This is a genomic window from Arhodomonas aquaeolei DSM 8974 (genome assembly GCF_000374645.1).
GTDB lineage: Bacteria > Pseudomonadota > Gammaproteobacteria > Nitrococcales > Nitrococcaceae > Arhodomonas > Arhodomonas aquaeolei.
This window is the reverse complement of the sequence record NZ_KB894822.1, coordinates 20670-41980: the sequence shown is the minus strand read 5'-3', so window position 1 is coordinate 41980 and position 21311 is coordinate 20670. Positions and strand designations below refer to the sequence as shown.

Sequence of the window (21311 nt, the reverse complement as noted above, 5' to 3'; positions counted from 1 at the left end):
CCGGTCGCCGGATGCAGCGGAGCTTGTGTGTTTCGGGGGCGAGGGGGTTACACCGCTAGTCCAGCCGGTCCACCCGCAGCTCGATACGGCGGCCGTCACCGCCGGCCCGCCAGGTCTTCACATTCTTCCGGTTGTCGCCGGTGTCCGTGCCCGTGCGGGCGAGTGTCAGCCACTCGCCGAGAGGGCCGGTCACGGTGGTGATGAGGGTGTCGGTGTCGATATCGGCGCCGTCGCGGCGGTCGCGGCGCACCGTGATCCGCACGTGTACCCGCCCGCCGGTGAGCTGGGGTGTCACCGTGAACCCCCGGGGCAGGTCGCGGTAGTCCGGCACCTCGCCGAAGCCGGTGCCGTCGCTGCCCGCCCAGTACCAGCGCTTCGGCTCTGCTTCCAGCCGGCCCGTATCGATCACCGCCCGCCCGCCCTCGCGCACCCGCACGCGCTGAACCGCCGCGGCGGCGGTGCCGGCGCTGTGGCGTTCGGTGTTGCCGTTTGCCGCGGTGCCGGTGTCCGGGGCGATGCGTACGCTTACCCGCAGCTCGGCCAGGGGATGGTCCAGGGCGCTGACCGTGTCGCGCAGGGCGTCGACGGTGGCGGCGGGGCCGCGTATCACCAGCCGGTCGCCGTCGGCGGCGATCCGGGCGTCCTCGCCGGCGATGGTGCGCAGGGTGGGCAACAGCTCGGCGGCATTGCGGTGCTCCAGCGGGATAACGGCGGCGGTGTCCGCGGCGAGGGCCGCGGTGGCGGCGAACAGCAGGGCGAGGACGAGGCCGGTGCGGCGCAGGGCGGTCACAGCGACAGCCCCCGCAGCTCGGTGTCCGGCTCGCTCATGGCGTACGCGGACTCCACTTCCTCGAGGTAGGCCTTGACCCGTGCGGGGGCATCCTCGATGACCACGCCCTCCGGGCGGCTGGCCTGGGGGCGGTAGATGGCGTGGCGATCATCCACCACGAACAGGCTGCGGGGCGAGCGCGCGTGCGTGCGGCTCAGGCGGCGCAGCTCGAAGTAGCTGGTCAGCCGGCGGGCGAGGGGGATGAGGCGGCGGCTGTGGCGCACCGCGGCGTAGGGGTCGCCGACCATGATCCGGATGCGGGCGCCGCGGTGGTCGAGGCAGAAGCGCTCGAGGATGGCGGTGAACGCCTCGCGGTCGTAGAGCCGCGGCTCCAGGTCGGGGGAGATGATCTCGACCTGTGTGGTGGCGTGGCCGCCGAGGCGGTCGGTGGCGGCGGTCAGCGCCTCGAAGTCGGCGAGCTCGCGCTGCTCCCCGGGGGATGCCTCCTGCATGACCGTCTCCTCTGCCGTGGTGTCGTGCCCGTGGACCCGGCGGTCACGCCGTGCCGTCCAGCCGGCGCCGCATCATGCGGTGAGGGATGCCGGCGTCATCGAAGACCCCGCCGTAGGCGACGAAGCCCATGCGTTCATAGAATGGCCCGGCGGTGAGTTGCGCGGCAAGCACGACCTCGGCGGCCCCCCGCGACCGGGCCAGGGATATCGTGTATTCGAGCACGGCGCGGCCGACGCCGTGGCCGCGCCAGGCGGCGGCGACGGCCATGCGGCCGATGTGGTCATCGGGCGTGAGCCGGGCGGTGGCGATGCAGCGCCCGCCGGCGTCCACGGCGACGACGTGGCGGCTCGGGGCGTCGAGGTCGTCCCACTCCAGGGCCTCGGGCACGTCCTGTTCCTCGATGAACACGGTCCGCCGCAGCGGCGCCGCCAGGGCGTGTACGGCGCTCCAGTCGCCGTCGCTGACCGTGAACGGCTCAGTCGTCATCCATCGAGTCCTCGAATTCGTCGTCGAAGAGCAGGTGGCCGGCGCGCCGCCACTCGCCGAGCAGCGCGAGCGCGCCGGTGCGGGCGGTTTCCCCGTCCGGCAGGGACGAGGCCTCCACCGGCTCGCGCGCGGCCAGCCGCGCCCAGAGTGCATCCGCCCCCCCGGGCGGCTGCACCGGCTCGCCCTGGAGGTAGTAGCACGGGCCGTCGGCGGTTTCGGCGCAGAGCAGTCGTGCCGCGGGGTTGAGGCGCAGGGTCGCGCCGGCGTCCAGGCGGGCGGCGAGGGTGGCATCGTCCTCCTCGCCGCCGCCAATCTCCGCGAACGCGCTCTTGGGACGGGTGAGGTTGCGCGCGAGCCAGTCGTCCAGCACCGCGTCCGGCGCCGATGCGGCCTCGCGCATGAGCCGGCGCAGCTGCGCCAGCGCCTCCGCGGGCAGGCGCCCGCGGGCGGCGTCGAAGCCCTCGGGGTCGCGGTATCGGCCGGGGTCGCGGGGGTCCTCGCCGCGCTCGCGCGCCCACTGAGCCAGCAGCTCGGCGCCGGAGGGCGCGCGGAAGCCCACGGAATAGGTGATGCAGTCGTCCTCGGCGATGCCGTAGTGGGGCACGCCGGGGGGAACGTAGAGCATGTCCCCGGGCCCGAGGACCCACTCGTCGGTGGTCTCGAAGTCGGCGAGCAGGCGCAGGTCCGGGTGGCCGCGCAGCCGCTCCGCCTCCGGGGCTGGCCACTGGAGGCGCCAGCGCCGGTGGCCCTGCCCCTGGACGAGGAAGACGTCGTAGCGGTCCAGGTGGGGGCCGACGGTGCCGCCGGGGGCGGCGTAGCTCACCATCAGGTCGTCAATGCGCCACTGGGGCAGGAAGCGGAACGGCGCGAGCCAGTCGGTGAACGCCGGCAGGTGCTTGTCCACGTCCTGCACCAGCAGCGTCCAGTCGTCGTCCGGGGTGTCGCTGAAGAAGGCCGGCTCGAAGGGCCCGTGGAGGAGCATCCAGTCCTCCTGGGCCGTCTCGCCGATCACCACCCGGGACTCCACGTCCGGCTCGGTGGCGAGCCCGGCGAGCTCCTCGGGGGTGATGCTCGCCGGCTGCTCCGGGAAGGCGCCGCGCACGACCAGCGGCCGCTGCTGCCAGTACTCCGCGAGGAAGGTCGCGGTGTCGATGTCGCCGAACAGTCCCGCCATCTCAGACCGCCCGGGCCTGCTCCGCTGCGAGGCCGACGTAGCGCGCCGGGGTGAGGGCGGCGAGCTCGGCGCGCACGGCCTCCGGCAGCTCCAGACCCTTGACGAACTCGGCCATGCCGGCCTGGTCCACCCGGCGGCCCCGGGTCAGCGCCTTGAGCTTCTCGTAGGGGGAGTCGATGCCGTAGCGGCGCATCACCGTCTGGATCGCCTCGCCGAGGACCTCCCAGTTGCCGTCGAGGTCGGCGGCGAGCCGGGCCTCGTCCGCCTCCAGCTTGCCCAGGCCCTTCTCCAGCGCCTGGCAGGCGATGAGGGTGTGCGCGAGCCCCACGCCGAGGTTGCGCAGGGTGGTGGAGTCGGTGAGGTCGCGCTGCCAGCGTGAGATGGGCAGCTTGCGCGCGAGGTGGTCCAGCAGCGCGCTGGCGACGCCCAGGTTGCCCTCGGCGTTCTCGAAGTCGATGGGATTGACCTTGTGGGGCATGGTCGAGGAGCCGACCTCGCCGGCCACGATCCGCTGGCGGAAGTAGCCCAGTGCGATATAGCCCCAGACGTCGCGGCAGAGATCCAGCGCGATGGTGTTCCAGCGTGCCTGGGCGTCGAAGAGCTCGGCGATGTAGTCGTGGGGCTCGATCTGGGTGGTGTAGGGGTTCCAGGCGAGCCCGAGGGCGCAAACGTAGCGTTCGGCAAACGCGGGCCAGTCCACTTCCGGGTAGGCTACGGTGTGGGCGTTGTAGTTGCCCACCGCGCCGTTGATCTTGCCCATGATGCGCACGCCGGCGAGCTGCTCGCGCTGGCGGCGCAGGCGCACGACGACGTTGGCGATCTCCTTGCCCAGCGTGGTCGGCGAGGCCGGCTGGCCGTGGGTGCGCGAGAGCATGGGCAGCTCGGCGAAGGCGTGGGCGAGCCCGCGCAGGTGTTCGTCGACCGCGTCCATGGCCGGGAGCATCACGGTGTCCCGCGCCTCGGTGAGCATCAGCGCGTAGGCGAGGTTGTTGATGTCCTCGGAGGTGCAGGCGAAGTGGACGAACTCGCGGATGGCCGCGAGCTCGGCGTTATCCGCCATGCGTTCCTTGAGGAAGTATTCCACCGCCTTCACATCGTGATTGGTGGTCGACTCGATCGCCTTGATGTGCTCGGCGTCGGTGACGTCGAAGCCGGAGACGATGGCATCCAGCGCGGCGCTGGCGTCCCCCGAGAGGGCCGGGACCTCGGCGATGCCCGGCTCGGCGGCGAGCGCCTGGAGCCACCGGACCTCGACGACGACGCGCTGGCGGATGAGTCCGTACTCGCTGACCAGCGGCTGCAGGGCCTCGGTCTTGCCGCCGTAGCGGCCGTCGACGGGGGAGATGGCGGTCAGTCGCGTCAGGTCCATGGTGGTCTCGGCTCTCCGGTTGGTAACGGGCGGTCGGGCCACGAATTCTACCCCCAGCGGCGGGGTCTCGCATCCGTGTCAGGGAGGCATGAGTTATATGGGTGATCAGGACTTTCGTGTCGAGCGCGACAGCATGGGCGAGCTCAACGTCCCCGCGGACGCGCTCTACGGGGCGCAGACGCAGCGGGCGGTGCAGAACTTCCCCATCAGCGGGCTGACGCTGCCGCGGACGTTCATCCGCGCCCTGGGGCTGATCAAGGCGGCGGCGGCCCAGACGAACGCGGACCTCGGGCTGCTGGAGCGGGATGTTGCCCATGCGATCGTCGCCGCGGCGGGCGAGGTCGCCGCCGGCGAGCACGACCGCCATTTCCCGGTGGACGTGTTCCAGACCGGCTCGGGCACGAGCACCAACATGAACGCCAACGAGGTGATCGCCCGCCTGGCGACGGAGGCGCTGGGCGACACCGTCCACCCCAACGATCACGTCAACATGGGCCAGAGCAGCAACGACGTGATCCCCACGGCCATCCACGTGAGCGCCGCGCTCGCCGCCCGCGAGACGCTGATCCCGGCGCTGGAGCACCTGGCCGGGACGATGGAGACGCGTGCCGACGAGCTCGCCGGGGTGACCACCACCGGCCGTACCCATCTCATGGACGCCATGCCGGTGACCCTGGGCCAGGAGATCGGCGGCTGGGCCGCGCAGATCCGCCACGGTATCGAGCGGCTGGATGACGGCCTCAAGCGTCTCCACGCGCTCGCCCAGGGCGGCACCGCCGTGGGCACCGGTATCAACGCCCACCCCGAGTTCGGCGCCGGCGTGGCGCAGTGGCTCGCCGCGGAGACGGGGATCCCGTTCAATGCCGCGGACAACCGCTTCGCCGCCCTCAGCGCCCAGGACGCCGCGGTGGAGCTCTCCGGGCACCTGCGCACGGTCGCGGTGAGCCTGATGAAGATCGCCAACGACCTGCGCTGGATGAACAGCGGCCCGCTGGCCGGGCTCGGCGAGATCGCCCTGCCGGCGCTGCAGCCGGGCAGCAGCATCATGCCCGGCAAGGTCAATCCGGTGATCCCGGAGTCCGTGGCCATGGTCGCCGCGCAGGTGATGGGCAACGACGCGACCGTGGGCATCGCCGGGCAGAGCGGCAACTTCCAGCTCAACGTGATGCTGCCCGTGATCGCCTACAACCTGCTCCAGAGCGAGACGCTGCTGGCCAACGCCTCGCGCTCGCTGGCCGACGATGCCATCGCCGGCTTCACCGTCAACGAGGCGCGGCTGGCCGAGGCCCTGGAGCGCAACCCGATCCTGGTGACCGCGCTCAACTCCGTGATCGGCTACGAGAAGGGTGCCGCCGTCGCCAAGCGCGCCTACCAGGAGGGCCGGCCGGTGCGCGAGGTCGCCCGGGAGATGACGGACCTCTCGGAGGCGGAGCTGGACCGGCTGCTCGATCCGCAGACGCTCACCCGGGGCGGCCTGCCGGATCAGTCGTAGCGGTCGTAGCGGGCGAACTGCTGGCCCCCTGGGCCCGGCCCGTGGGGGTCGTGGTAGAGCCAGCGCAGGGTCCACTCCCGTGCCGGCTCCAGTCGCCCGCCCTCCAGGATGCCGGCGTAGTCGGTGCCGCCGATGAGGCGGTGGACCGTGGTGACGAACAGGGCATCCAGGCGGTCGTCCGCCACCAGGGCGTGCAGCACCCACGGCCCGGTCACCGAGTACGCCCGGCGGTAACCGCGGCCGGCGAGCGCGTCCATCGCCCTGCCGCCGCTCACGCGGGGGCCGCTGTCGAGCCGGATCACTTCGGCACCGGCGGCCGCGAGACGGCTGGCGCGCATCTCGTCCGCGTCGCGGGTGGTGAGCACCATCACCCGGCGCCCCTGTTCGAGCAGCGTCTCCGGCAGGGTGAAATCCAGGCTCGTGCTGAGCACGGCGACGTCGGGCTGCGGCGCAAGCCCGTGTTCCCGGCGCCAGGCCCGGCAGTCGGCGAAGGCCTCACCGCTGTCCACGGGCAGGACGTCCTGGGCGTGGCCGGCGGCCAGCTCGCGGAAGTAGCGCCCGGAGGAGAGCAGCACGTCCGCTCGCGCGGCAAGCTCCTGGAACAGGCGCCAGTCCCGCGGGTTGGCCACGTTCGCGGGGACACGTTCGCGCCCGTCCGCCCCGCGCACGGAAATGCGCCCGTCCAGGCTGCGTACGAAATTGGCGTAGACGAACAGGCGATCGTCCCCGTCCTCCGGCGCGAGCCCGGCGTCCAGGTAGGTGCCCGCCAGGGGGCGTGGATCCGCGGGCGCGGGGTGGATGCGGTGGATCTCGCGCTCCACGATGTTCTCCCGTTGCCTGTAGTATGGGCGGAGCATGTTAACTGTAGCGCACACCGGCGTGCTTTCGATCAATAACGCCGGGTGCCGATGACTGGGGGGACGACGGGGCTTGAGCATCCTATCCGAACGCCTGGAGCGCGCTTACTACGTGCTCAGCGGCGACGACAGCGACGAGCGCGCCTGTGCCGCGATCCCGGATTCCGCCTGTACGGCGCTGCCGCGCAACTACCTGCTCAATGTCGGCAACGGCGCGTGCACCAAGCTCGCCGAGCAGATTGCCGGTCCGAACCTGGTGCTGCCGTGGCTGCTGGGGGCGCTGGGTGCACCGGCGTCCATCATCGGGCTGCTCATGCCGGTCAAGCAGTTCGCCGCGCTGCTGCCCCAGCTGTTCGTGGCGGGGCGCATACGCAGTGTGGCGCGGCGGAAATGGGTGTGGACCGCGGCGGGGCTGATCCAGGCGGTCGCGCTGCTGGTGATCGCCGCCGCGGCGCTGGTGCTGCCGCCGCTGGCGGCCGGCGTGGTGGTGCTCGCGGTGTTCGCGCTGTTCAGCGCGGCGAGCGGTACCGGCTCCGTCGCGTTCCAGGACGTGGCCGCCAAGACCGTGCCCAAGGGCCGGCGCGGGCGGATGCTCTCCAACCGCGCGATGATCGGCGGCGTGCTGACCATGGCCGCCGGGCTCGTGATCCAGCGCTGGGTCGGCGCCGACAGCGCGGTGGTGACGTACACCCTGCCGGTGGTGGTGGCCGCCGGCCTGTGGGCCCTGGCGGCGGTGCTGTTCGCGGCGATCCGCGAGCACCCCGGCGCCACCGAGGGTGGCCGGCGGCTCGCCGACGAGATCGGCGCCGGGGTGAGGCTGTTCGCACGGGTGAGCGGCTACCGGCGTTTCCTCGGCGTGCGCGCGCTGCTGCTGTCCGTGGAGCTGGCGATGCCGTTCTACGCGCTCTACGCGCAGTCCCTGTTCGATAATGGCGCCGCGGTGCTCGGGCTGTTCGTGCTCACCGTGGGGCTCGGCAACGTGCTGAGCTCGCCGGTCTGGGGCCGCTTCTCGGACCGCTCCAGCCGTACCGTGCTGATCGCCAGTGGTTGCCTGGCGGCGGCGATTGCCGTGGTCGCGCTCGCCATCGGTGCGCTACCGCAAGCGTGGCGCTCGCCGTGGCTGTACGCGGTGGTCTTCGTGCTCCTCGGCATCGCGGAGCAGGGCGTTCGCCTCGGGCGCAAGACCTATCTCGTCGACGCCGCGCCGGCGGACGACCGTCCGCTGTATGTAGCCTTCGCCAACACCGGCGTGGGCGTGCTGGCGCTGGCGGGCGGGGTGGTCGGTGCGGTGGTGCAGTTCCATGGCGTGGAGGTAGCGATCATGGTCCTGGGCGTGCTGTCGGTGCTCGGGGCGCTGCTCGGGCTGATGATGCCGGAGGCGGAGCGCATGCTCGCTGGCACGGCTGACGCTGCGTAATGATAGTATTTTTCGTCGGCTGTCCGCCTTCGGGTGCTGGAGAAGAGGGCAGAGATATGGATACAGTCGCTCAACGGGAGTCCGGGTCGGGATGACCAGGGTGCTGCTGGTTGACGACCACCAGCTCGTGCGCGCGGGCATCAACCGCCTGCTCGCCGACGCGGAGGACATCAGCGTCGTCGGCGAGGCAGGTTCGGGCGAGGAGGCGCTGCGCCTGGTCACGAGCGAGCGCCCGGACGTCGTTCTAATGGACGTCCACATGCCCGGCATCGGCGGGCTGGAGGCGACGCGCAAGCTCCTGCGCGCGGACCCGGAGCTGAGGGTGATCGCGCTGACGGTGCACGTCAGCGAACCGTACCCGTCCAGCCTGCTGGAGGCGGGCGCGATGGGGTATGTCACCAAGGGCTGCGACGAGCGCGAGATCGTGCGCGCGATCCGCACGGTCATGCGTGGCGAGCGCTACCTCGGGGCGGACATTGCCCAGCGCATGGCCATCGCCGGCCTGGATGGGGCGGACAAACCGTTCGAGAAGCTCTCGCGGCGCGAGATGCAGGTAATGATGATGATCACCGAGGGCCACCGCCCCCAGGAGATCTCGGACCGTCTCAATCTCAGCCCCAAGACGGTGAGCACCTACCGCCACCGGCTCTACGAGAAGCTGGGCGTGAGCAACGACGTGGCGCTGACGAGGCTGGTGATCCGCTACGGTCTCGTCGACGAGAGCGGCTGACCGCGGCAGTGATCCCATGAGTGAATCCGACCGTCCGGCCTTCGACGCCCGGGCCTTCATCCGCACGCTGCCCCAGTCCCCGGGCGTTTACCGCATGCTCGACGCCTCGGGGACAGTGATCTACGTCGGCAAGGCGCGCAACCTAAAGCGCCGGGTGTCGAGCTACTTCACCCGCCAGGCGCACAACGCCAAGACCCAGTCCATGGTGGCGCAGGTCGCCGACATGCAGATCGCGGTGACCCACACCGAGGCCGAGGCGCTGATCCTCGAGAACAACCTCATCAAGGAGCTGCGCCCGCGCTACAACGTCCTGCTGCGCGACGACAAGAGCTATCCCTACATCCACCTCTCCACCCACCAGCGCTTCCCGCGGCTGAGCTTTCACCGCGGTGGCCGCCAGGGGCAGGGGCGGTATTTCGGGCCGTTCCCCAGCGCCAGCGCGGTGCGCGAAACGCTCAACCACCTGCAGAAGGTCTTCCCCGTGCGCCAGTGCCGGGACAGCTTCTTCGAGAACCGCTCCCGGCCGTGCCTGCAGTACCAGATCGAGCGCTGCACCGCGCCGTGCGTGGGCTACGTCAGCGAGGAGGACTACGCCCGCGACGTGCGCCACGTGGAGATGTTCCTGGACGGGGACAGCAACCGCGTGATCGATGAGCTGGTCGCCCGCATGGAACGCGCCTCCGAGAACCTGGCGTTCGAGGAGGCGGCGCGGCTGCGCGACCGCATCGCCGCGCTGCGCACGATCCAGGAGCGCCAGTACGTCGCCGGCGCCAAGGGCGACGTGGATGTCGTCGCCTGCCGCATCCGCGAGGCCGTCGCCTGCGTGCAGGTGTTCGTCATCCGCAACGGCACCAACCTCGGCAACCGCACGTTCTTTCCCCGGGTGCCGGACGCCACCGATGCCGGCGAGGTGCTCTACGCCTTCATCGCCCGCCACTACCTTGGCGGCGGGGCGCCGCAGGAGCTGATCGTCAGCGACGACATCGAGGATCGAGAGGTGCTGGAGGAGGCCTTGAGCGGCGATGCCGGCCACCGCGTGCGGATCAGTCCGCGGGTGCGCGGCGAGCGCCGGCGCTGGCTGGACCTGGCCCTGAGCAACGCGGATCACGCCCTGTCCGCGCGCATGAGCACCCAGGCCAGCATGGACCGCCGCTTCGAGGACCTTCAGGACGGTCTTGCGCTGGACGCCATCCCCGAGCGCATTGAGTGCTTTGACATCAGCCACACCCAGGGCGAGGCCACCGTGGCCTCCTGCGTCGTCTTCAACCGCGAGGGGCCGGCAAAATCGGATTACCGGCGCTTCAACATCGAGGGCATCGAGGGCGGTGACGACTACGCTGCCATGCGTCAGGCGCTGGAGCGGCGCTACCTGCGCGTCAAACGCGGCGAGGCGCCGGTCCCGGACCTGCTGCTCATCGACGGCGGGCGGGGTCAGCTCGCCCAGGCCGTGGCCGTGCTCGGCGAGATCCAGCTCGACGACGAGATCACCGTTGTCGGCATCTCCAAGGGGCCGCGCCGGCGCCCGGGCGAGGAGGTGCTGCACATCGCCGGGCGGGAAGGGGAGTACCGCCTCGCCCCGGACGCCCCGGGCCTGCACCTGCTCCAGCAGGTGCGCGACGAGGCGCACCGCTTCGCCATCACCGGCCACCGCGGCCGGCGCGGGCGCAAGCGCACGCACTCCGTGCTCGAGGACATCCCCGGCCTCGGACCCAAACGCCGCCAGGCCCTGCTCAAGCAGTTCGGTGGCCTGCGCGGCGTGCGCCGGGCCGGCGTCGAGGACCTGGCCCGGGTACAGGGCATCAACCGCGCGCTCGCCGAGCGCATACACCAGACGCTCAACGGCTGAAATACCCCCGGCACGCGGCCGCGGGGCGTGTTAGCGTGAGCGCTTGAAGGACGCACCGGACAAACCCCCATCAGGACCCCAATGAGCTGGAACCTGCCGAACATCCTTACCCTGCTGCGCATCGCCATGATCCCCGTGCTCGGGCTCATGTTCCTGCTGCCGTATCCGTGGTCCAACGTGATCGCGGCCTCGATCTTCGCGCTGGCGGCGGCCACGGACTGGCTCGACGGCTATCTGGCGCGCCTGTGGGGCCAGACCTCGGCGTTTGGTGCCTTCCTCGACCCGGTGGCGGACAAGCTCATCGTGGCCGTGGCGCTCATTGCCGTCCTCACCTCCCATCCGACGGCGGCGCTGGCGCTGCCCGTGGCGGTCATCATCGGCCGGGAAATCGCGGTCTCGGCGCTGCGGGAGTGGATGGCGGAGCTCGGCCTGCGCGCGAGCGTGGCGGTGGGGCTGCTCGGCAAGCTCAAGACCACCGCCCAGATGCTGGCGATCCTGCTGCTGCTCTATGCCGGGCCGGTGGCGGGGGTCTCGGCCTTCACCGTCGGATTCTGGCTGCTCTACATCGCCGCCGTGTTGACCATCTACTCCATGGTTCTCTATCTTAACGCCGCGTGGCACGCGCTCGACGGTAGCGCCGAAACGAACCGGTAACACGGGGTTGACGGCAACGCAGAGCGCTGTAGAATACGCCTCACAACGCAAGCGGGAATAGCTCAGTTGGTAGAGCACAACCTTGCCAAGGTTGGGGTCGCCGGTTCGAGTCCGGTTTCCCGCTCCAAGGTTCCAGAAAAGGCCCCGGCATCGCCCGGGGCTTTTTCGTGGCGGCCTCCGCACGCCGTTCAGGCGTCACGCCACCCTGGCTGCGGCAGGCTCGCCAACGAATACGCATGCTGCTATGATGCGTCGCGCAGAGGCTAGGTGGCAGAGTGGTGATGCAGCGGCCTGCAAAGCCGTGTACACCGGTTCGATTCCGGTCCTAGCCTCCACTTCCTTTCCCGCCTCGATCGCCCAATCGCCCGGGTGGCGGAACTGGTAGACGCAAGGGACTTAAAATCCCTCGGGTTTTACCCGTCCGGGTTCGAGTCCCGGTCCGGGCACCATCATCCCCCGCGGTTTTCCCGCCTTCTTTGTCCCTGTAACGCGTTTGATCCGTTTTGCGTTTCTGTTGCTTCCGCAAGGAAGAAACGGGATGCGGGTGGGCGTGCGGCGACGTGGGTATTCCCCTGCATGAACGTCCCGGTTCCTGGATGTCCCGCGGCCGCCGGCGGTGTGTGTCTCCTTGTCCCCGCTTGGCCTGTTCGCTACTGGATCAATGGAGGCGGCGACCGGGTCGGAGGTCTGGCAAGCGTGGGTGCCGAAGTCGACATCGTGGACGTGGTTCCCAAGGTCGTGCGCGGTACACGGTGTGACTTGGTACGTTGTTACACTATGTGCCAGCGAACGGTTTAGGTTGAATCTGTTCACCATGGCCAGAAGCGGAGGGCCCCATGAGTAACGTCTTTATTGTCGGTGTTACCGGCGGCATCGGTTCCAGGCTCGCCCCCAAGCTGATCGAAGCGGGGCACCGGGTGTCCGGGCTGCATCGCAGGCCCGAGCAGGATGCGGCGCTCCGTGAGGTGGGTGTCACGCCCTATCCGGGCGACCTGATGGAGGTCACCACGGAGGATCTCGTCGAGGCCACGAAGGGGCACGACGCCATCGTGTTCTCGGCCGGTGCGGCGGGAAGCGGGGCGGACCGGACGACGGCCATCGATTACGGGACGCCGGTCAAGCTGATCGAGGCGGCCCGAATCAACGGGATTTCGCGTCTGTACCTGGTCTCGGCCTTCATGGATGCGGGGCGCGACCGGCCTCGCAAGGAGGGCTTCGAGCACTACATGAAGATGAAGCGCCAGGCGGATAATGCCGTCGTTGCCTCGGGCCTGGACTGGGTCATCGTGCGGCCCGCGACGCTGGTTACCGAGGACGGCAACGGGCGGGTCAACCTGGAACGTGCCATTCCGTACGGGAACGTGGCGAGGGGGAATGTCGCCGGTGTGCTGGCGGCATTGATCGACCGTCCTTCGGTCAACCGGGAGATTCTCGAGGTCACCGACGGCGAGACCCCCATTTCCCGGGCGGTTGAAGCCATCCGCCACTGACTGGAACCCCGAGGCCCCCGGGGCTGCGGCGGGTCTGGACGGCTTGCGCGCCCGGTGCCCGGCAGTAGCGGCGGTCATCGGGCGTTGTCGTGTCCGGGCGGCCTTGCGCCGGTGGTCACGCGTCCAAGGTGAGCGCCGACGACGCCCGTCCCACGCGCATTCGCCGGGGCGGGCGGTCGGGTCTTGCCGGGCTTCCGTTTCGCGGTTCTGCCTCGGGCCGCCGGTCCGCCATTCAGTCGGTGGACGACGTACAGGCGATCGAGCCGGCCCGTGCCTGCAGGTCCCTGTGTTTTTCCATGGTCCGTCCGGCGGCGAAGATCGTGATCGCCAGGAATGCCAGCAGGGTCCCGATCAGGCCGGTGGCCGACCAGACGAAGCCCATCTTGATGGCCACGCCCGCCAGCCAGGCGCCCAGGGCGTTGGCCATGTTGAAGGCGGCGTGATTGAGCGAGGCGGCCATGGTCTGTGCGTCCTCGGCGACGTCCATCAGTCGGGTCTGCACCGCCGGGACGACGGCGACGCTGGTCCCCACCAGTGCCACGAACGGCAACCCCGTCCAGACCGAGTCGGCGGCGAAGTAGAAGCCGCCCTGCACGAGCCCGATCCAGAGCAGGATCAGCGGAATGGCCCGCAGGAGATCCCAGTCGGCCACGCGTGCGCCCACGTGATTGCCGAGAATGGTCCCGACCCCGAAGATCATCAGCACGAGCGGGCCCAACGATTCCGCCATCCCTGCCTGTTCGGTGAGCGTGGGCATGACGTAGCTGAACACGGCGAACATGCCGCCGCCGCCGACACACGCGATAGCGAGCGTGAACAGCACTCGCGGCTTGATCATGGCGGTTATTTCGCGCCTGGGACTGGCCTGATGGTCGACGGGCAGATGCGGTATCCAGAGACGAATCATCAGTGCGGTCACAAGCGCGATGCTCCCCACGCCGGCAAAGGCGATCCGCCAGCCGAGCAGGTTGCCCATCCAGGTCGCCAGCGGCGCGCCGAGCAGGATGGCCACCATCAGCCCGCTCATGACCCGCGCCACCGCCTGGGCGCGTTGGTCGGCGGGGGCCGCCGCCGCGGCGACCAGCGCGGCGACGCCGAAATAGGCGCCGTGGGGCAGGCCCGCGATCAGTCGCAGGCCCACGAAGGCGTGGAAATACGGTGTCATGATGCTGGCGAAGTTGCCTGCGGCGAAAAGCAGCATCAGCCCGATCAGCAGTGCCCGCTTGGGCACGCGCGCGGCCAGGGCGGAGATGAGCGGGGCGCCGATGACCACACCGAGCGCGTAACCGCTGATGGCGTAGCCGACGTCGGGCGCTACGACGTGGAAGTCCCGGGCGACGTCCTTCATGAGCCCCATGATCACGAATTCACCGGTGCCGATGCCGAAACCGCCAAGCGCCAGTGCCAGCTCGGCGAGGCGCAGATGCGTGGCGCGGCCGGAGCGGGACGGTGGCTGTTCCGGGGCTGGACTCATGTTTCGTTCCTGTTTTTCCGCTGTGTTTCCGCTACTGACGTGTCTGCGGCGTGAACGGCGGAGATTCATGGGGGATCGGGCAGTATATCCGGGTGCGGTGCGGGCGCCCCGCACATCCTGTTACCCGGCGGCTCATCGTGCCGTCAGGTGAACCCCGGTGTGCTCGGTGAGCGCGCTCAGCAGGCGATCCTGGAATTGCGGGTCCTGCACGGCGGGGTGGGACGCAAAGCGGCGGCGATGATGCCAGTACCCGCCCGTCGTGCGTGCCTCCGTGTCGTCGCTGGTGGCGAGCCAGGTCTGGGTTTGATGGCCGAGTTGCAGGTCGTCGGAGGCGGCGGGGCCGCCCATCCGGGTCGGGACCCATCCGGGGTCCACGGCGTTGCTGAACACGTCCGGCCAGAGCCGGGCAACGGCGGCGCTCAGGACGGTGACGAGGAGCTTGCTGTCCGAGTAGGTGCAGGTCTCGCCCTGACCGCTCCAGTCCAGTCCGTCGATTTCCGCGCGGCCGCCGCGGTGCATGCTGCTGCTGAGGTAGATCAGCCGCTCCGGGGGCTCGATGTGTGTCGTGAGCAGGTAGGGCGCGACCACGTTGACCGGGAGCAGGCCAGGCCCGGATATGATGCCGGCGTTGTGGATGACGGCGTCCATGCGGCCGAGCCGGTTGACGTCTTCGGCCAGGGTCCGGGTCTCGTCCGGGTCGGAGAGGTCGCCGACGAGGGCGATTGCGCCCTGGTCCTCCAGGTCCCGCACGGCGGAAATCCGTCGCCGGTTGCGTGCGTGGATGACGACCTGGTGGCCGTCGCCGAGCAGATCGGCCGCGGCGGCGTAGCCGAGGCCCTCCGTCGATCCGGTGATGAAAACACACGCCATAACGCCTCCTGTTACATGAAATCGCCCGTGCGGTCCGTCGGTCTGCGCAGAGGGGGCGTGCCCCGCGCCAGCGCGGCGTTGCACCGTGTCGCGTTGGACACGACGTGCCGGCCCCACGACGGCGATGGCGCCGGGTGCCGGATCGGCACGCGGCGCCGGAAGCCCCTGTCCGAAGGGGGCGGGCGGAGCCAGGGCCGCCCGTGTGCCTGTCCGCGGGGTGCGGGCGGGGCGGCCCTGCTATCCGTTACCGGGCTATCCCTGGTCCGCGGCGTTCAGCGTTGCCATGTCGATGACGAAACGGTAGTGCACGTCACCGGCCTGCATTCGCGTATAGGCCTCGTTGATGTCCGCGATGTCGATCATCTCGACCTCGCAGGTGATGTCGTGCTCGGCGCAGAAGTCGAGCAGTTCCTGCGTTTCGGGGATGCCACCGATCAGCGAGCCGGCGAGCACACGGCGTTTGAAGATGAGGTTGGCGCCCTGGATGGCCGGTTCGACGGGGTCGATGAGCCCGACAAGGATGTGGGTGCCGTCATATTTCAGCGCGGCGAGGTATGGGTTGAGGTCATGCTGGACCGGTACCGTGTCGAGCATGAAATCGAAGGTCTCGGCGACGGCCGCCATCTGCGCCGGGTCCGTGGACACCACCACGTGGTCGGCACCGTTGCGCCGGGCCTCGTCGACCTTGGCCTCGGAGCGGGTGAATACCGTCACCTCGGCACCGAGGGCCCGGGCCAGCTTGACGCCCATGTGGCCGAGCCCGCCCAGGCCGATAACGCCCACCTTGTGGCCGGCGCCCACGCCGTGCTGTCGCAGCGGGGAATAGGTCGTGATGCCGGCGCACAGGATCGGCGCGGCGGACGCGGGGTCGAGTCCCCGGGGCAGGCGCAGCACGAAGTGCTCGTTGACCACGATCGCACCCGAGTAGCCACCCTGCGTGAAGAGGCCGTCGCGACGGTCGTCACTGCCGTAGGTCATGGTGAATCCGTTGAGGCAGAGCTGCTCGAGCCCGTCCCGGCAGGGCTGACATTCCCGGCAGGAATCGACCATACAGCCGACGCCGACCATATCCCCGACCTGAAAGCCCGTCACGTCAGTGCCCACGGCCGATACCCTGCCGATGATCTCGTGGCCTGGAACGATGGGGTAACGGGTCATCCCCCAGTCGTCGCGTGCGAAATGCAGGTCGCTATGGCAGACGCCGCAGTAGAGGATGTCGATGGCGACGTCGTCCGGCCGGGGCGTGCGGCGCTCCAGCGTGAACGGGGCGAGTGGTGAATCAGCCGAATAGGCAGCGTAGGCGGCGACTTGGTCCATCAGTGGGACTCCTCTGCGGTGGATGTGTCCTCGCATCCGAGGATCGCCCCATTGTCGTTGTGCACTGCGGTCGTGGCGATTCACGTTTCTCGACCGTTTTTGCCCGATCCTCCATGGTCTGGCGTGCAGAGGTCCATAATCGGGTGGAAATTGGCACAATCCCACGGTGCGGGCAACAGCTCACTCCCGCGGCCCCTGGAGAGCGGATCATGCAGACCACGAACACCCGGCATGCGGCGCTGATCGAGCCCCTCGTGGAGCGGGAAGGGCGCACGGCCACCGGACTGCCGGCGGTGTCGCTCGTGTGTGTGCGCACCCCGGAAGAGCGCCAACCGCTGATCTACGAGCCCAGCCTGGTCGTCATCGCGCAGGGCCGGAAGATCGGTTACCTCGGCGATCGCGAGATTCACTACGATCCCGGGCACTATCTCGTCCAGACGCTGCCGCTGCCCTTCGAGTGCGAGACCCACGCGTCCGCCGAGGAGCCGTTGCTGGGCGCCTTCGTGCATCTGGACCCGGCGGTGCTGGGGGAAATGGTCACCGCGATGGCGGGGCAGGCAGAGACGAAGGCCCCGGCGCGGGACCCGCAGCCGATGGCCTCCGTGGCGATGACCACGGGCATGCAGGAGGCCGTCACACGGTTGCTGCGCGCCCTGCACGATCCCGCGGAGCTGGAGGCGATGGGGCAGGCCCGGGTCCGGGACGTCATTTTCGAGGCCCTGAAGGGGGAGCAGGGGCCCGCCCTGCGCGCCCTGGTCCTCAACCACGGGCATTACTCGCGCATCGCGAAGGTGCTCTCGGATCTGCACAGGAACTTCACCGGGGACTGCTCCGTGCCGGTGCTGGCCCGTCAGGCGAATATGAGCCCGTCCACTTTCCATCAGAATTTCAAGGCGGTCACCCGGACCTCGCCGATCCAGTACATGAAGCGTCTGCGCCTGATCAAGGCGCAGCAGCTGCTCACCCAGGACGGGTTCAACGTCAATCGGGCGGCCATGTCGGTCGGCTATCGCAGCGTTCCCCAGTTCAGCCGGGACTTCAAACGCTGCTTCGGCGTGTCCCCGCTTCAGTATCGTCAGCAGTGGCGGCCGCAGCTGGAGTCGGCCTTTCGGGAGGCGGCCGGTGACCGTGCCGGTGGTGGCAGCGTCTGAGCGCGGCCGCGTAATCAGGGCGCGCGTAACCGAGGCGGGGCCCGGCCCATGTCGACGGGCGGTTCGGGGCGCCGACAGGCGCGTTGCGAGCGACTGCGAGGCGGCATGACCACGTCGATCCACGATCGCCGGCCTCCCACGGCGGGGGATGCGGCCCGAAGCCGTCACGACGGGGCGGCGAAACCAATTATTGACCTCATTGCCAGAATGGCGATGAGGATGCCCGCGACGGGCCCGCCCGAGCCGGGCGCAGGACGACGGGCCGCTCACCGGCGGCGAGGTCCGTCGCGGTACATGAGCACAGCCATCAGCGAGGACACAACGATGCAGAACAGAACGGTCTATCTCGCCCCCGGCGGCGGCTTCGACAACGTCTCCATCGGTGACGGTAGGGCGGTGCCCGCGCCGGGGCCCGGCGAGATCAGCGTGCGCCTGCGTGCGAGCTCGCTCAATTTCCACGACTACGGCGTGGTCAAGGGCGCGACGGCACCGAATGAGACCCGCATCCCCATGTCGGACGGCGCCGGCGAGGTCACCGCGGTGGGCGAGGGCGTTACCGAGTTCGCCGAGGGCGATCACGTGGTCAGCACCTTCTTCCCGGACTGGCTTGACGGCGAGCCGGAGCAGGAGGGGTTCGTCCGGGTCCCCGGTGACGGCATCGACGGCTACGCCCGCGAGCAGGTCACCCGGCCCGCCACCGCGTTCACGCGCGCCCCGCTGGGCTACAGCCATGCCGAGGCCGCCACGCTCACAACGGCGGGGCTCACGGCCTGGCGCACACTGATGGACGACGGCGCGCTCAAGGCCGGCGAGACCGTACTCATCCAGGGGACCGGTGGCGTGTCGATCTTCGCGCTGCAGTTCGCGCGCATGGCCGGTGCCCGGGTGATCGCCACGTCCTCCAGTGACGAGAAGCTCGAGCGGCTTCGCGCCATGGGCGCCGAACACCTCATCAACTACCGCGACGACTCGGAGTGGGGCAAGACGGTGCGCCGGCTGACCGGCGGCCGCGGCGTGGATCACGTCGTCGAGGTGGGCGGCCCGGACACCCTCGCGCAGTCCATGGTCGCCGCCCGGGTCGGCGGGCACATCGCCGTCATCGGCGTGCTCACCGGCGTGAAGGGCGACTTCCAGGTCCGCCAGGCGCTGTCGCGCCAGCTGCGGTTGCAGGCGGTGCTCGTGGGTAGCCGCCGCCAGCAGATGGAGATGGTGAGCGCCGTCGAGGCCAACGACGTGCGCCCGGTGATCGACCGGCACTTCCCGCTGGAGGAGATCGTCGACGCCTTCCGCCATCAGGAGAGCGGTGCCCACTTCGGCAAGATCTGCCTGGACATCTGACCGGCAAAAGGCCGACGGATCGTTCGAAGGGCCGTGCCCCGGGGCAGTGCGCCGGGGCGGCCCCTGTCACTCCCGCTGTTCGGCCGGCATCTGCGGGCGCACGCGCAGGAATCGTGCGAATCGCGGCACGCCGTCGGCGGTCAGGCCGTTGTAACGGTAGGTGATGCGGCTGCCCACTGGCGGCGGGTCGGCCCGTTCGGCATCGGTGAACCCCGTGCCGATGCGGAATCGCAGCCCGTCCGGCCGCTCGACCACCAGGGCGCCGAGCATCCCCTCGTACTTGCCCTCACCCTCGGTGTAGGCCACGACCCGCGCCTCCGCGTCGCGGTAGGGCTTGTACTTGAGCAATGCGTCGCTGCGGCCCGTCTCGTGGATGGCGTCGCGACGGTGCAGCATCAGCCCCTCGCCGCCTTTGTCGACGATGTCGGCAAGGCGCTCGTCGAGCGCCGCCGCATCGTCGACGCGGAACTGGCGGACGGGCCGCAGCCAGGGGATGTCCGGGTCGTCCAGCAGGCGGCGCATGGCGAAGACCCGGGCCTCGAACGGCCCACCGTGGGCCGGCAGGTCGAAGACCATGAAGCGGACCTTCCGCCACGCTGCGTCCACGGGCTCCTCGGTGCGCACCACACCGCTCACCGCCGCGAAGTGCCCCCGCCCCATCCACAGCTCGCCGTCCATGGGGCGCTTCGGCCATCCGGCCGTGAACCAGTCCGGCGGATTCACCGGGTGGCCACCGCGGGTCAGCAGCCGCTCGCCATCCCAGTAACCGCGCACCCCGTCGAGCTTCTCGCTCACCCAGTATTGGGAGACGTCGGCATCCCCCTCGTACACATTCGCGAGCAGGAGCGGGGGCGGTGCGACCTCCGCCTGCGCGACGGCCGGGGCCAGGAGACAGAAGAACAGCAGGGCGAGCGTTCGGGCAGACATGATTCCCTCCGTGGATTGCCGAGTGGTGAGCGTGCTTCCGGTGCACGACAGGGGAGACTCTAATGGATTGGTCACCGGTGCGACAGGAGCGAGTGCCGGGGGCGGTTCTTTCACAGCCTGAGGTTGTATTACGCAACCGTGCTTGGAAGGCGGACAAAGACGGCGAGGATTGATTTTTCTCCTGGTTGCGCACGTTTTGTAATTCAAGAATCGGATAGATGGACGCCCCGGTGTCCAGGCTGCATATGCCGTATGCCTGACTTCCGCCCTGTCCGGAAAATTCCCGGCTAATTCCGTTTGACAAACAGAGCGTCGGCGCGCGCTAATGTGAATCACAATAAAGTCAAAAGCCGCACCATGGTATTCAAATACAAGGAGGGGGTGATGGCCGATTTCTTTGTTTCTACTCAACTTCTGGAACGGCCACCAATCACACGGGCCGCATACTCGGATCGTACGGCGTGGATCATGGCGGAGATCGCGCGACTGGTCTACGAGCCGCTACCGTCCGAGGTGTCCGTGGACAACCTGGCGGAAGAGATTCGTGAAGCGGTCGTTTCCGGTCAGGCGGCGGACGCCGTCGAAGCACTGGTGAGACGGGCGGTGGAATCGGAGTCAGGGGTGCCGACACATACGGTGGAGGCCCTGCGTGCGGCGAACTTCGAGCTGCTCGAGACATTTGCCCACGATGGCACCGAGGCGCTGCTGGCGCGCCTGAGCAAAACGGAGGACAGCGAAGAGGGCATGCTGATTCTGGCGTTTCGGGGAACCCAGCCGGGAATCACGGATGTGCTCACGGACGTGAAGGCGGATCTGGTGACAGCGCCTAAACAGGGACGTATCCACCGGGGCTTCCTGGAGGCGTTCGAGCGAGTACGCGACGCCATCGAAGAGGCGCTTGAAAAACATGCGGGTCCGCCCGTCTATATCACGGGCCACTCCCTGGGTGGGGCATTGGCGATAGTCGCAACTCGGTATCTGGAGCGCAATGGCACGGGCGCGTGCTACACCTTCGGGGGCCCCCGTGTTGGGGACGATGCGTTTTTCGAGGGGATAAAAACCCCGGTATACCGTGTCGTCAACGCCGCCGACGGTGTGGCCAGGGTTCCATTCGGGTATGGGTTGAAGATCGTCCTGGGTGGGCTGAGACTCATTCCGCTCAATGGGACGTTGGCGATCTCCGAGTTCCTTCGCAAGCGCTTCGCCGGCTACACGCACTTCGGCAATCTGGTCTTCCTCTCCGACGCACCCAACACACCCGATGCCCGGGGCTTCCCGTTTGCGAAGCTTCAGGTTCGAAAGAGTCCCAACTTCTTCTGGAAGTCGCAGCAGGTGCTTTGGCGACTTATCGGGACGTATGCGAAGGCATCGGGCACCGATCACAGCATTCGCGAGTACGCGGGCAAGCTCGAGGCGCACGCGTTACGGCGCAATTAG

At 69.2% G+C, this 21311-nt stretch carries 19 protein-coding genes and 3 tRNA genes; 12 read left to right on the top strand and 10 right to left on the bottom strand.

Annotation, left to right across the window (positions count from 1 at the left end):
- Positions 1 to 55: 55 nt before the first annotated feature.
- The 5 genes from C516_RS0116530 to purB are packed head-to-tail and all read right to left on the bottom strand — an operon-like array spanning position 56 to position 4311.
- Positions 56 to 790, bottom strand: coding sequence for a secretin N-terminal domain-containing protein (locus C516_RS0116530; protein ID WP_018719531.1), 735 nt, complete (start codon positions 788 to 790; stop codon positions 56 to 58).
- Positions 787 to 1281, bottom strand: coding sequence for a DUF7931 domain-containing protein (locus C516_RS20660; RefSeq protein WP_018719530.1), 495 nt, complete (start codon positions 1279 to 1281; stop codon positions 787 to 789). The genes C516_RS0116530 and C516_RS20660 overlap by 4 nt, the downstream gene beginning before the upstream one ends.
- Positions 1282 to 1324: 43 nt before the next feature.
- The gene (locus C516_RS0116520) at positions 1325 to 1768 is read right to left on the bottom strand and encodes a GNAT family N-acetyltransferase (protein WP_018719529.1); all 444 of its coding nucleotides are present in this window, start codon (positions 1766 to 1768) and stop codon (positions 1325 to 1327) included.
- Positions 1758 to 2942 (bottom strand): cupin domain-containing protein, encoded by a 1185-nt coding sequence (locus C516_RS19930; RefSeq protein ID WP_018719528.1) that lies wholly within the window; start codon positions 2940 to 2942, stop codon positions 1758 to 1760. The genes C516_RS0116520 and C516_RS19930 overlap by 11 nt, the downstream gene beginning before the upstream one ends.
- Position 2943: 1 nt before the next feature.
- Positions 2944 to 4311 carry an adenylosuccinate lyase gene (gene purB / locus C516_RS0116510; protein WP_018719527.1) on the bottom strand — a complete coding sequence of 456 codons (1368 nt, stop codon included), beginning with the start codon at positions 4309 to 4311 and terminating at the stop codon, positions 2944 to 2946.
- Between the two features lie 97 nt (positions 4312 to 4408).
- Here purB and C516_RS0116505 point away from each other — a divergent pair, with 97 nt between their 5' ends.
- Positions 4409 to 5803 carry a class II fumarate hydratase gene (locus C516_RS0116505; RefSeq protein ID WP_018719526.1) on the top strand — a complete coding sequence of 465 codons (1395 nt, stop codon included), beginning with the start codon at positions 4409 to 4411 and terminating at the stop codon, positions 5801 to 5803.
- Here C516_RS0116505 and C516_RS19925 read toward each other — a convergent pair.
- A complete protein-coding gene (locus tag C516_RS19925; RefSeq protein ID WP_018719525.1) occupies positions 5794 to 6624 on the bottom strand; it encodes a RibD family protein in 831 nt (276 codons plus the stop codon). The two genes, C516_RS0116505 and C516_RS19925, sit on opposite strands and share 10 nt — an antisense overlap.
- A gap of 109 nt (positions 6625 to 6733) precedes the next feature.
- Here C516_RS19925 and C516_RS0116495 point away from each other — a divergent pair, with 109 nt between their 5' ends.
- The 8 genes from C516_RS0116495 to C516_RS0116460 all read left to right on the top strand — a co-directional run bounded on the left by C516_RS0116495 (position 6734) and on the right by C516_RS0116460 (position 12797).
- Positions 6734 to 8077 (top strand): MFS transporter, encoded by a 1344-nt coding sequence (locus C516_RS0116495; protein ID WP_018719524.1) that lies wholly within the window; start codon positions 6734 to 6736, stop codon positions 8075 to 8077.
- Positions 8078 to 8168: 91 nt separating this feature from the next.
- A complete protein-coding gene (gene uvrY, locus C516_RS0116490) occupies positions 8169 to 8807 on the top strand; it encodes a UvrY/SirA/GacA family response regulator transcription factor (RefSeq protein WP_018719523.1) in 639 nt (212 codons plus the stop codon).
- Between the two features lie 16 nt (positions 8808 to 8823).
- Positions 8824 to 10653: an excinuclease ABC subunit UvrC gene (gene uvrC / locus C516_RS0116485; protein WP_018719522.1), complete on the top strand. Its 1830-nt coding sequence runs from the start codon at positions 8824 to 8826 to the stop codon at positions 10651 to 10653.
- An 81-nt stretch (positions 10654 to 10734) separates the two neighbouring features.
- Positions 10735 to 11307 carry a CDP-diacylglycerol--glycerol-3-phosphate 3-phosphatidyltransferase gene (gene pgsA, locus C516_RS0116480; RefSeq protein ID WP_018719521.1) on the top strand — a complete coding sequence of 191 codons (573 nt, stop codon included), beginning with the start codon at positions 10735 to 10737 and terminating at the stop codon, positions 11305 to 11307.
- 51 nt (positions 11308 to 11358) lie between these two features.
- Positions 11359 to 11434 (top strand) — tRNA-Gly (locus C516_RS0116475).
- Between the two features lie 134 nt (positions 11435 to 11568).
- A tRNA-Cys gene (locus C516_RS0116470) sits at positions 11569 to 11642 on the top strand.
- 28 nt (positions 11643 to 11670) lie between these two features.
- A tRNA-Leu gene (locus tag C516_RS0116465) sits at positions 11671 to 11756 on the top strand.
- 387 nt (positions 11757 to 12143) lie between these two features.
- A complete protein-coding gene (locus C516_RS0116460) occupies positions 12144 to 12797 on the top strand; it encodes an SDR family oxidoreductase (RefSeq protein WP_018719520.1) in 654 nt (217 codons plus the stop codon).
- Positions 12798 to 13029: 232 nt separating this feature from the next.
- Here the strand turns inward: C516_RS0116460 and C516_RS0116455 are convergent, their stop codons facing one another.
- From C516_RS0116455 to C516_RS0116445, 3 genes are all read right to left on the bottom strand, one after another.
- Positions 13030 to 14271 (bottom strand): MFS transporter, encoded by a 1242-nt coding sequence (locus C516_RS0116455; RefSeq protein ID WP_018719519.1) that lies wholly within the window; start codon positions 14269 to 14271, stop codon positions 13030 to 13032.
- 132 nt (positions 14272 to 14403) lie between these two features.
- Entirely contained in the window at positions 14404 to 15141 is a 738-nt protein-coding gene (locus C516_RS0116450; protein WP_018719518.1) for an SDR family NAD(P)-dependent oxidoreductase, read from the bottom strand.
- A gap of 252 nt (positions 15142 to 15393) precedes the next feature.
- Positions 15394 to 16458, bottom strand: a complete 1065-nt coding sequence (locus C516_RS0116445) for an NAD(P)-dependent alcohol dehydrogenase (protein ID WP_018719517.1) — start codon at positions 16456 to 16458, stop codon at positions 15394 to 15396.
- Positions 16459 to 16667: 209 nt separating this feature from the next.
- Between C516_RS0116445 and C516_RS0116440 the strand changes: the two genes are divergently transcribed.
- Both C516_RS0116440 and C516_RS0116435 read left to right on the top strand, forming a co-directional pair.
- Positions 16668 to 17609, top strand: a complete 942-nt coding sequence (locus C516_RS0116440; RefSeq protein ID WP_018719516.1) for an AraC family transcriptional regulator — start codon at positions 16668 to 16670, stop codon at positions 17607 to 17609.
- 324 nt (positions 17610 to 17933) lie between these two features.
- A complete protein-coding gene (locus tag C516_RS0116435; RefSeq protein ID WP_018719515.1) occupies positions 17934 to 18947 on the top strand; it encodes a zinc-dependent alcohol dehydrogenase family protein in 1014 nt (337 codons plus the stop codon).
- 66 nt (positions 18948 to 19013) lie between these two features.
- On the opposite strand, the gene C516_RS0116430 is transcribed toward C516_RS0116435, so the two are convergent.
- Positions 19014 to 19874 carry a DNA ligase gene (locus C516_RS0116430; protein WP_018719514.1) on the bottom strand — a complete coding sequence of 287 codons (861 nt, stop codon included), beginning with the start codon at positions 19872 to 19874 and terminating at the stop codon, positions 19014 to 19016.
- A gap of 384 nt (positions 19875 to 20258) precedes the next feature.
- Here C516_RS0116430 and C516_RS0116425 point away from each other — a divergent pair, with 384 nt between their 5' ends.
- Positions 20259 to 21311 (top strand): lipase family protein, encoded by a 1053-nt coding sequence (locus tag C516_RS0116425; RefSeq protein ID WP_018719513.1) that lies wholly within the window; start codon positions 20259 to 20261, stop codon positions 21309 to 21311.

Excerpts from the sequence above, each read along its gene's own strand:
- C516_RS0116505 (WP_018719526.1), top strand. The coding sequence starts at position 4,409 with ATGGGTGATCAGGACTTTCGTGTCGAGCGCGACAGCATGGGCGAGCTC.
- C516_RS20660 (WP_018719530.1), bottom strand. The coding sequence starts at position 1,281 with ATGCAGGAGGCATCCCCCGGGGAGCAGCGCGAGCTCGCCGACTTCGAG.
- C516_RS0116440 (WP_018719516.1), top strand. The coding sequence starts at position 16,668 with ATGCAGACCACGAACACCCGGCATGCGGCGCTGATCGAGCCCCTCGTG.
- C516_RS0116460 (WP_018719520.1), top strand. The coding sequence starts at position 12,144 with ATGAGTAACGTCTTTATTGTCGGTGTTACCGGCGGCATCGGTTCCAGG.
- C516_RS0116435 (WP_018719515.1), top strand. The coding sequence starts at position 17,934 with ATGCAGAACAGAACGGTCTATCTCGCCCCCGGCGGCGGCTTCGACAAC.
- C516_RS0116425 (WP_018719513.1), top strand. The coding sequence starts at position 20,259 with ATGGCCGATTTCTTTGTTTCTACTCAACTTCTGGAACGGCCACCAATC.
- uvrY (WP_018719523.1), top strand. The coding sequence starts at position 8,169 with ATGACCAGGGTGCTGCTGGTTGACGACCACCAGCTCGTGCGCGCGGGC.
- purB (WP_018719527.1), bottom strand. The coding sequence starts at position 4,311 with ATGGACCTGACGCGACTGACCGCCATCTCCCCCGTCGACGGCCGCTAC.
- C516_RS0116450 (WP_018719518.1), bottom strand. The coding sequence starts at position 15,141 with ATGGCGTGTGTTTTCATCACCGGATCGACGGAGGGCCTCGGCTACGCC.
- pgsA (WP_018719521.1), top strand. The coding sequence starts at position 10,735 with ATGAGCTGGAACCTGCCGAACATCCTTACCCTGCTGCGCATCGCCATG.
- C516_RS0116455 (WP_018719519.1), bottom strand. The coding sequence starts at position 14,271 with ATGAGTCCAGCCCCGGAACAGCCACCGTCCCGCTCCGGCCGCGCCACG.
- C516_RS0116430 (WP_018719514.1), bottom strand. The coding sequence starts at position 19,874 with ATGTCTGCCCGAACGCTCGCCCTGCTGTTCTTCTGTCTCCTGGCCCCG.
- C516_RS0116520 (WP_018719529.1), bottom strand. The coding sequence starts at position 1,768 with ATGACGACTGAGCCGTTCACGGTCAGCGACGGCGACTGGAGCGCCGTA.
- C516_RS19930 (WP_018719528.1), bottom strand. The coding sequence starts at position 2,942 with ATGGCGGGACTGTTCGGCGACATCGACACCGCGACCTTCCTCGCGGAG.
- C516_RS0116445 (WP_018719517.1), bottom strand. The coding sequence starts at position 16,458 with ATGGACCAAGTCGCCGCCTACGCTGCCTATTCGGCTGATTCACCACTC.
- uvrC (WP_018719522.1), top strand. The coding sequence starts at position 8,824 with ATGAGTGAATCCGACCGTCCGGCCTTCGACGCCCGGGCCTTCATCCGC.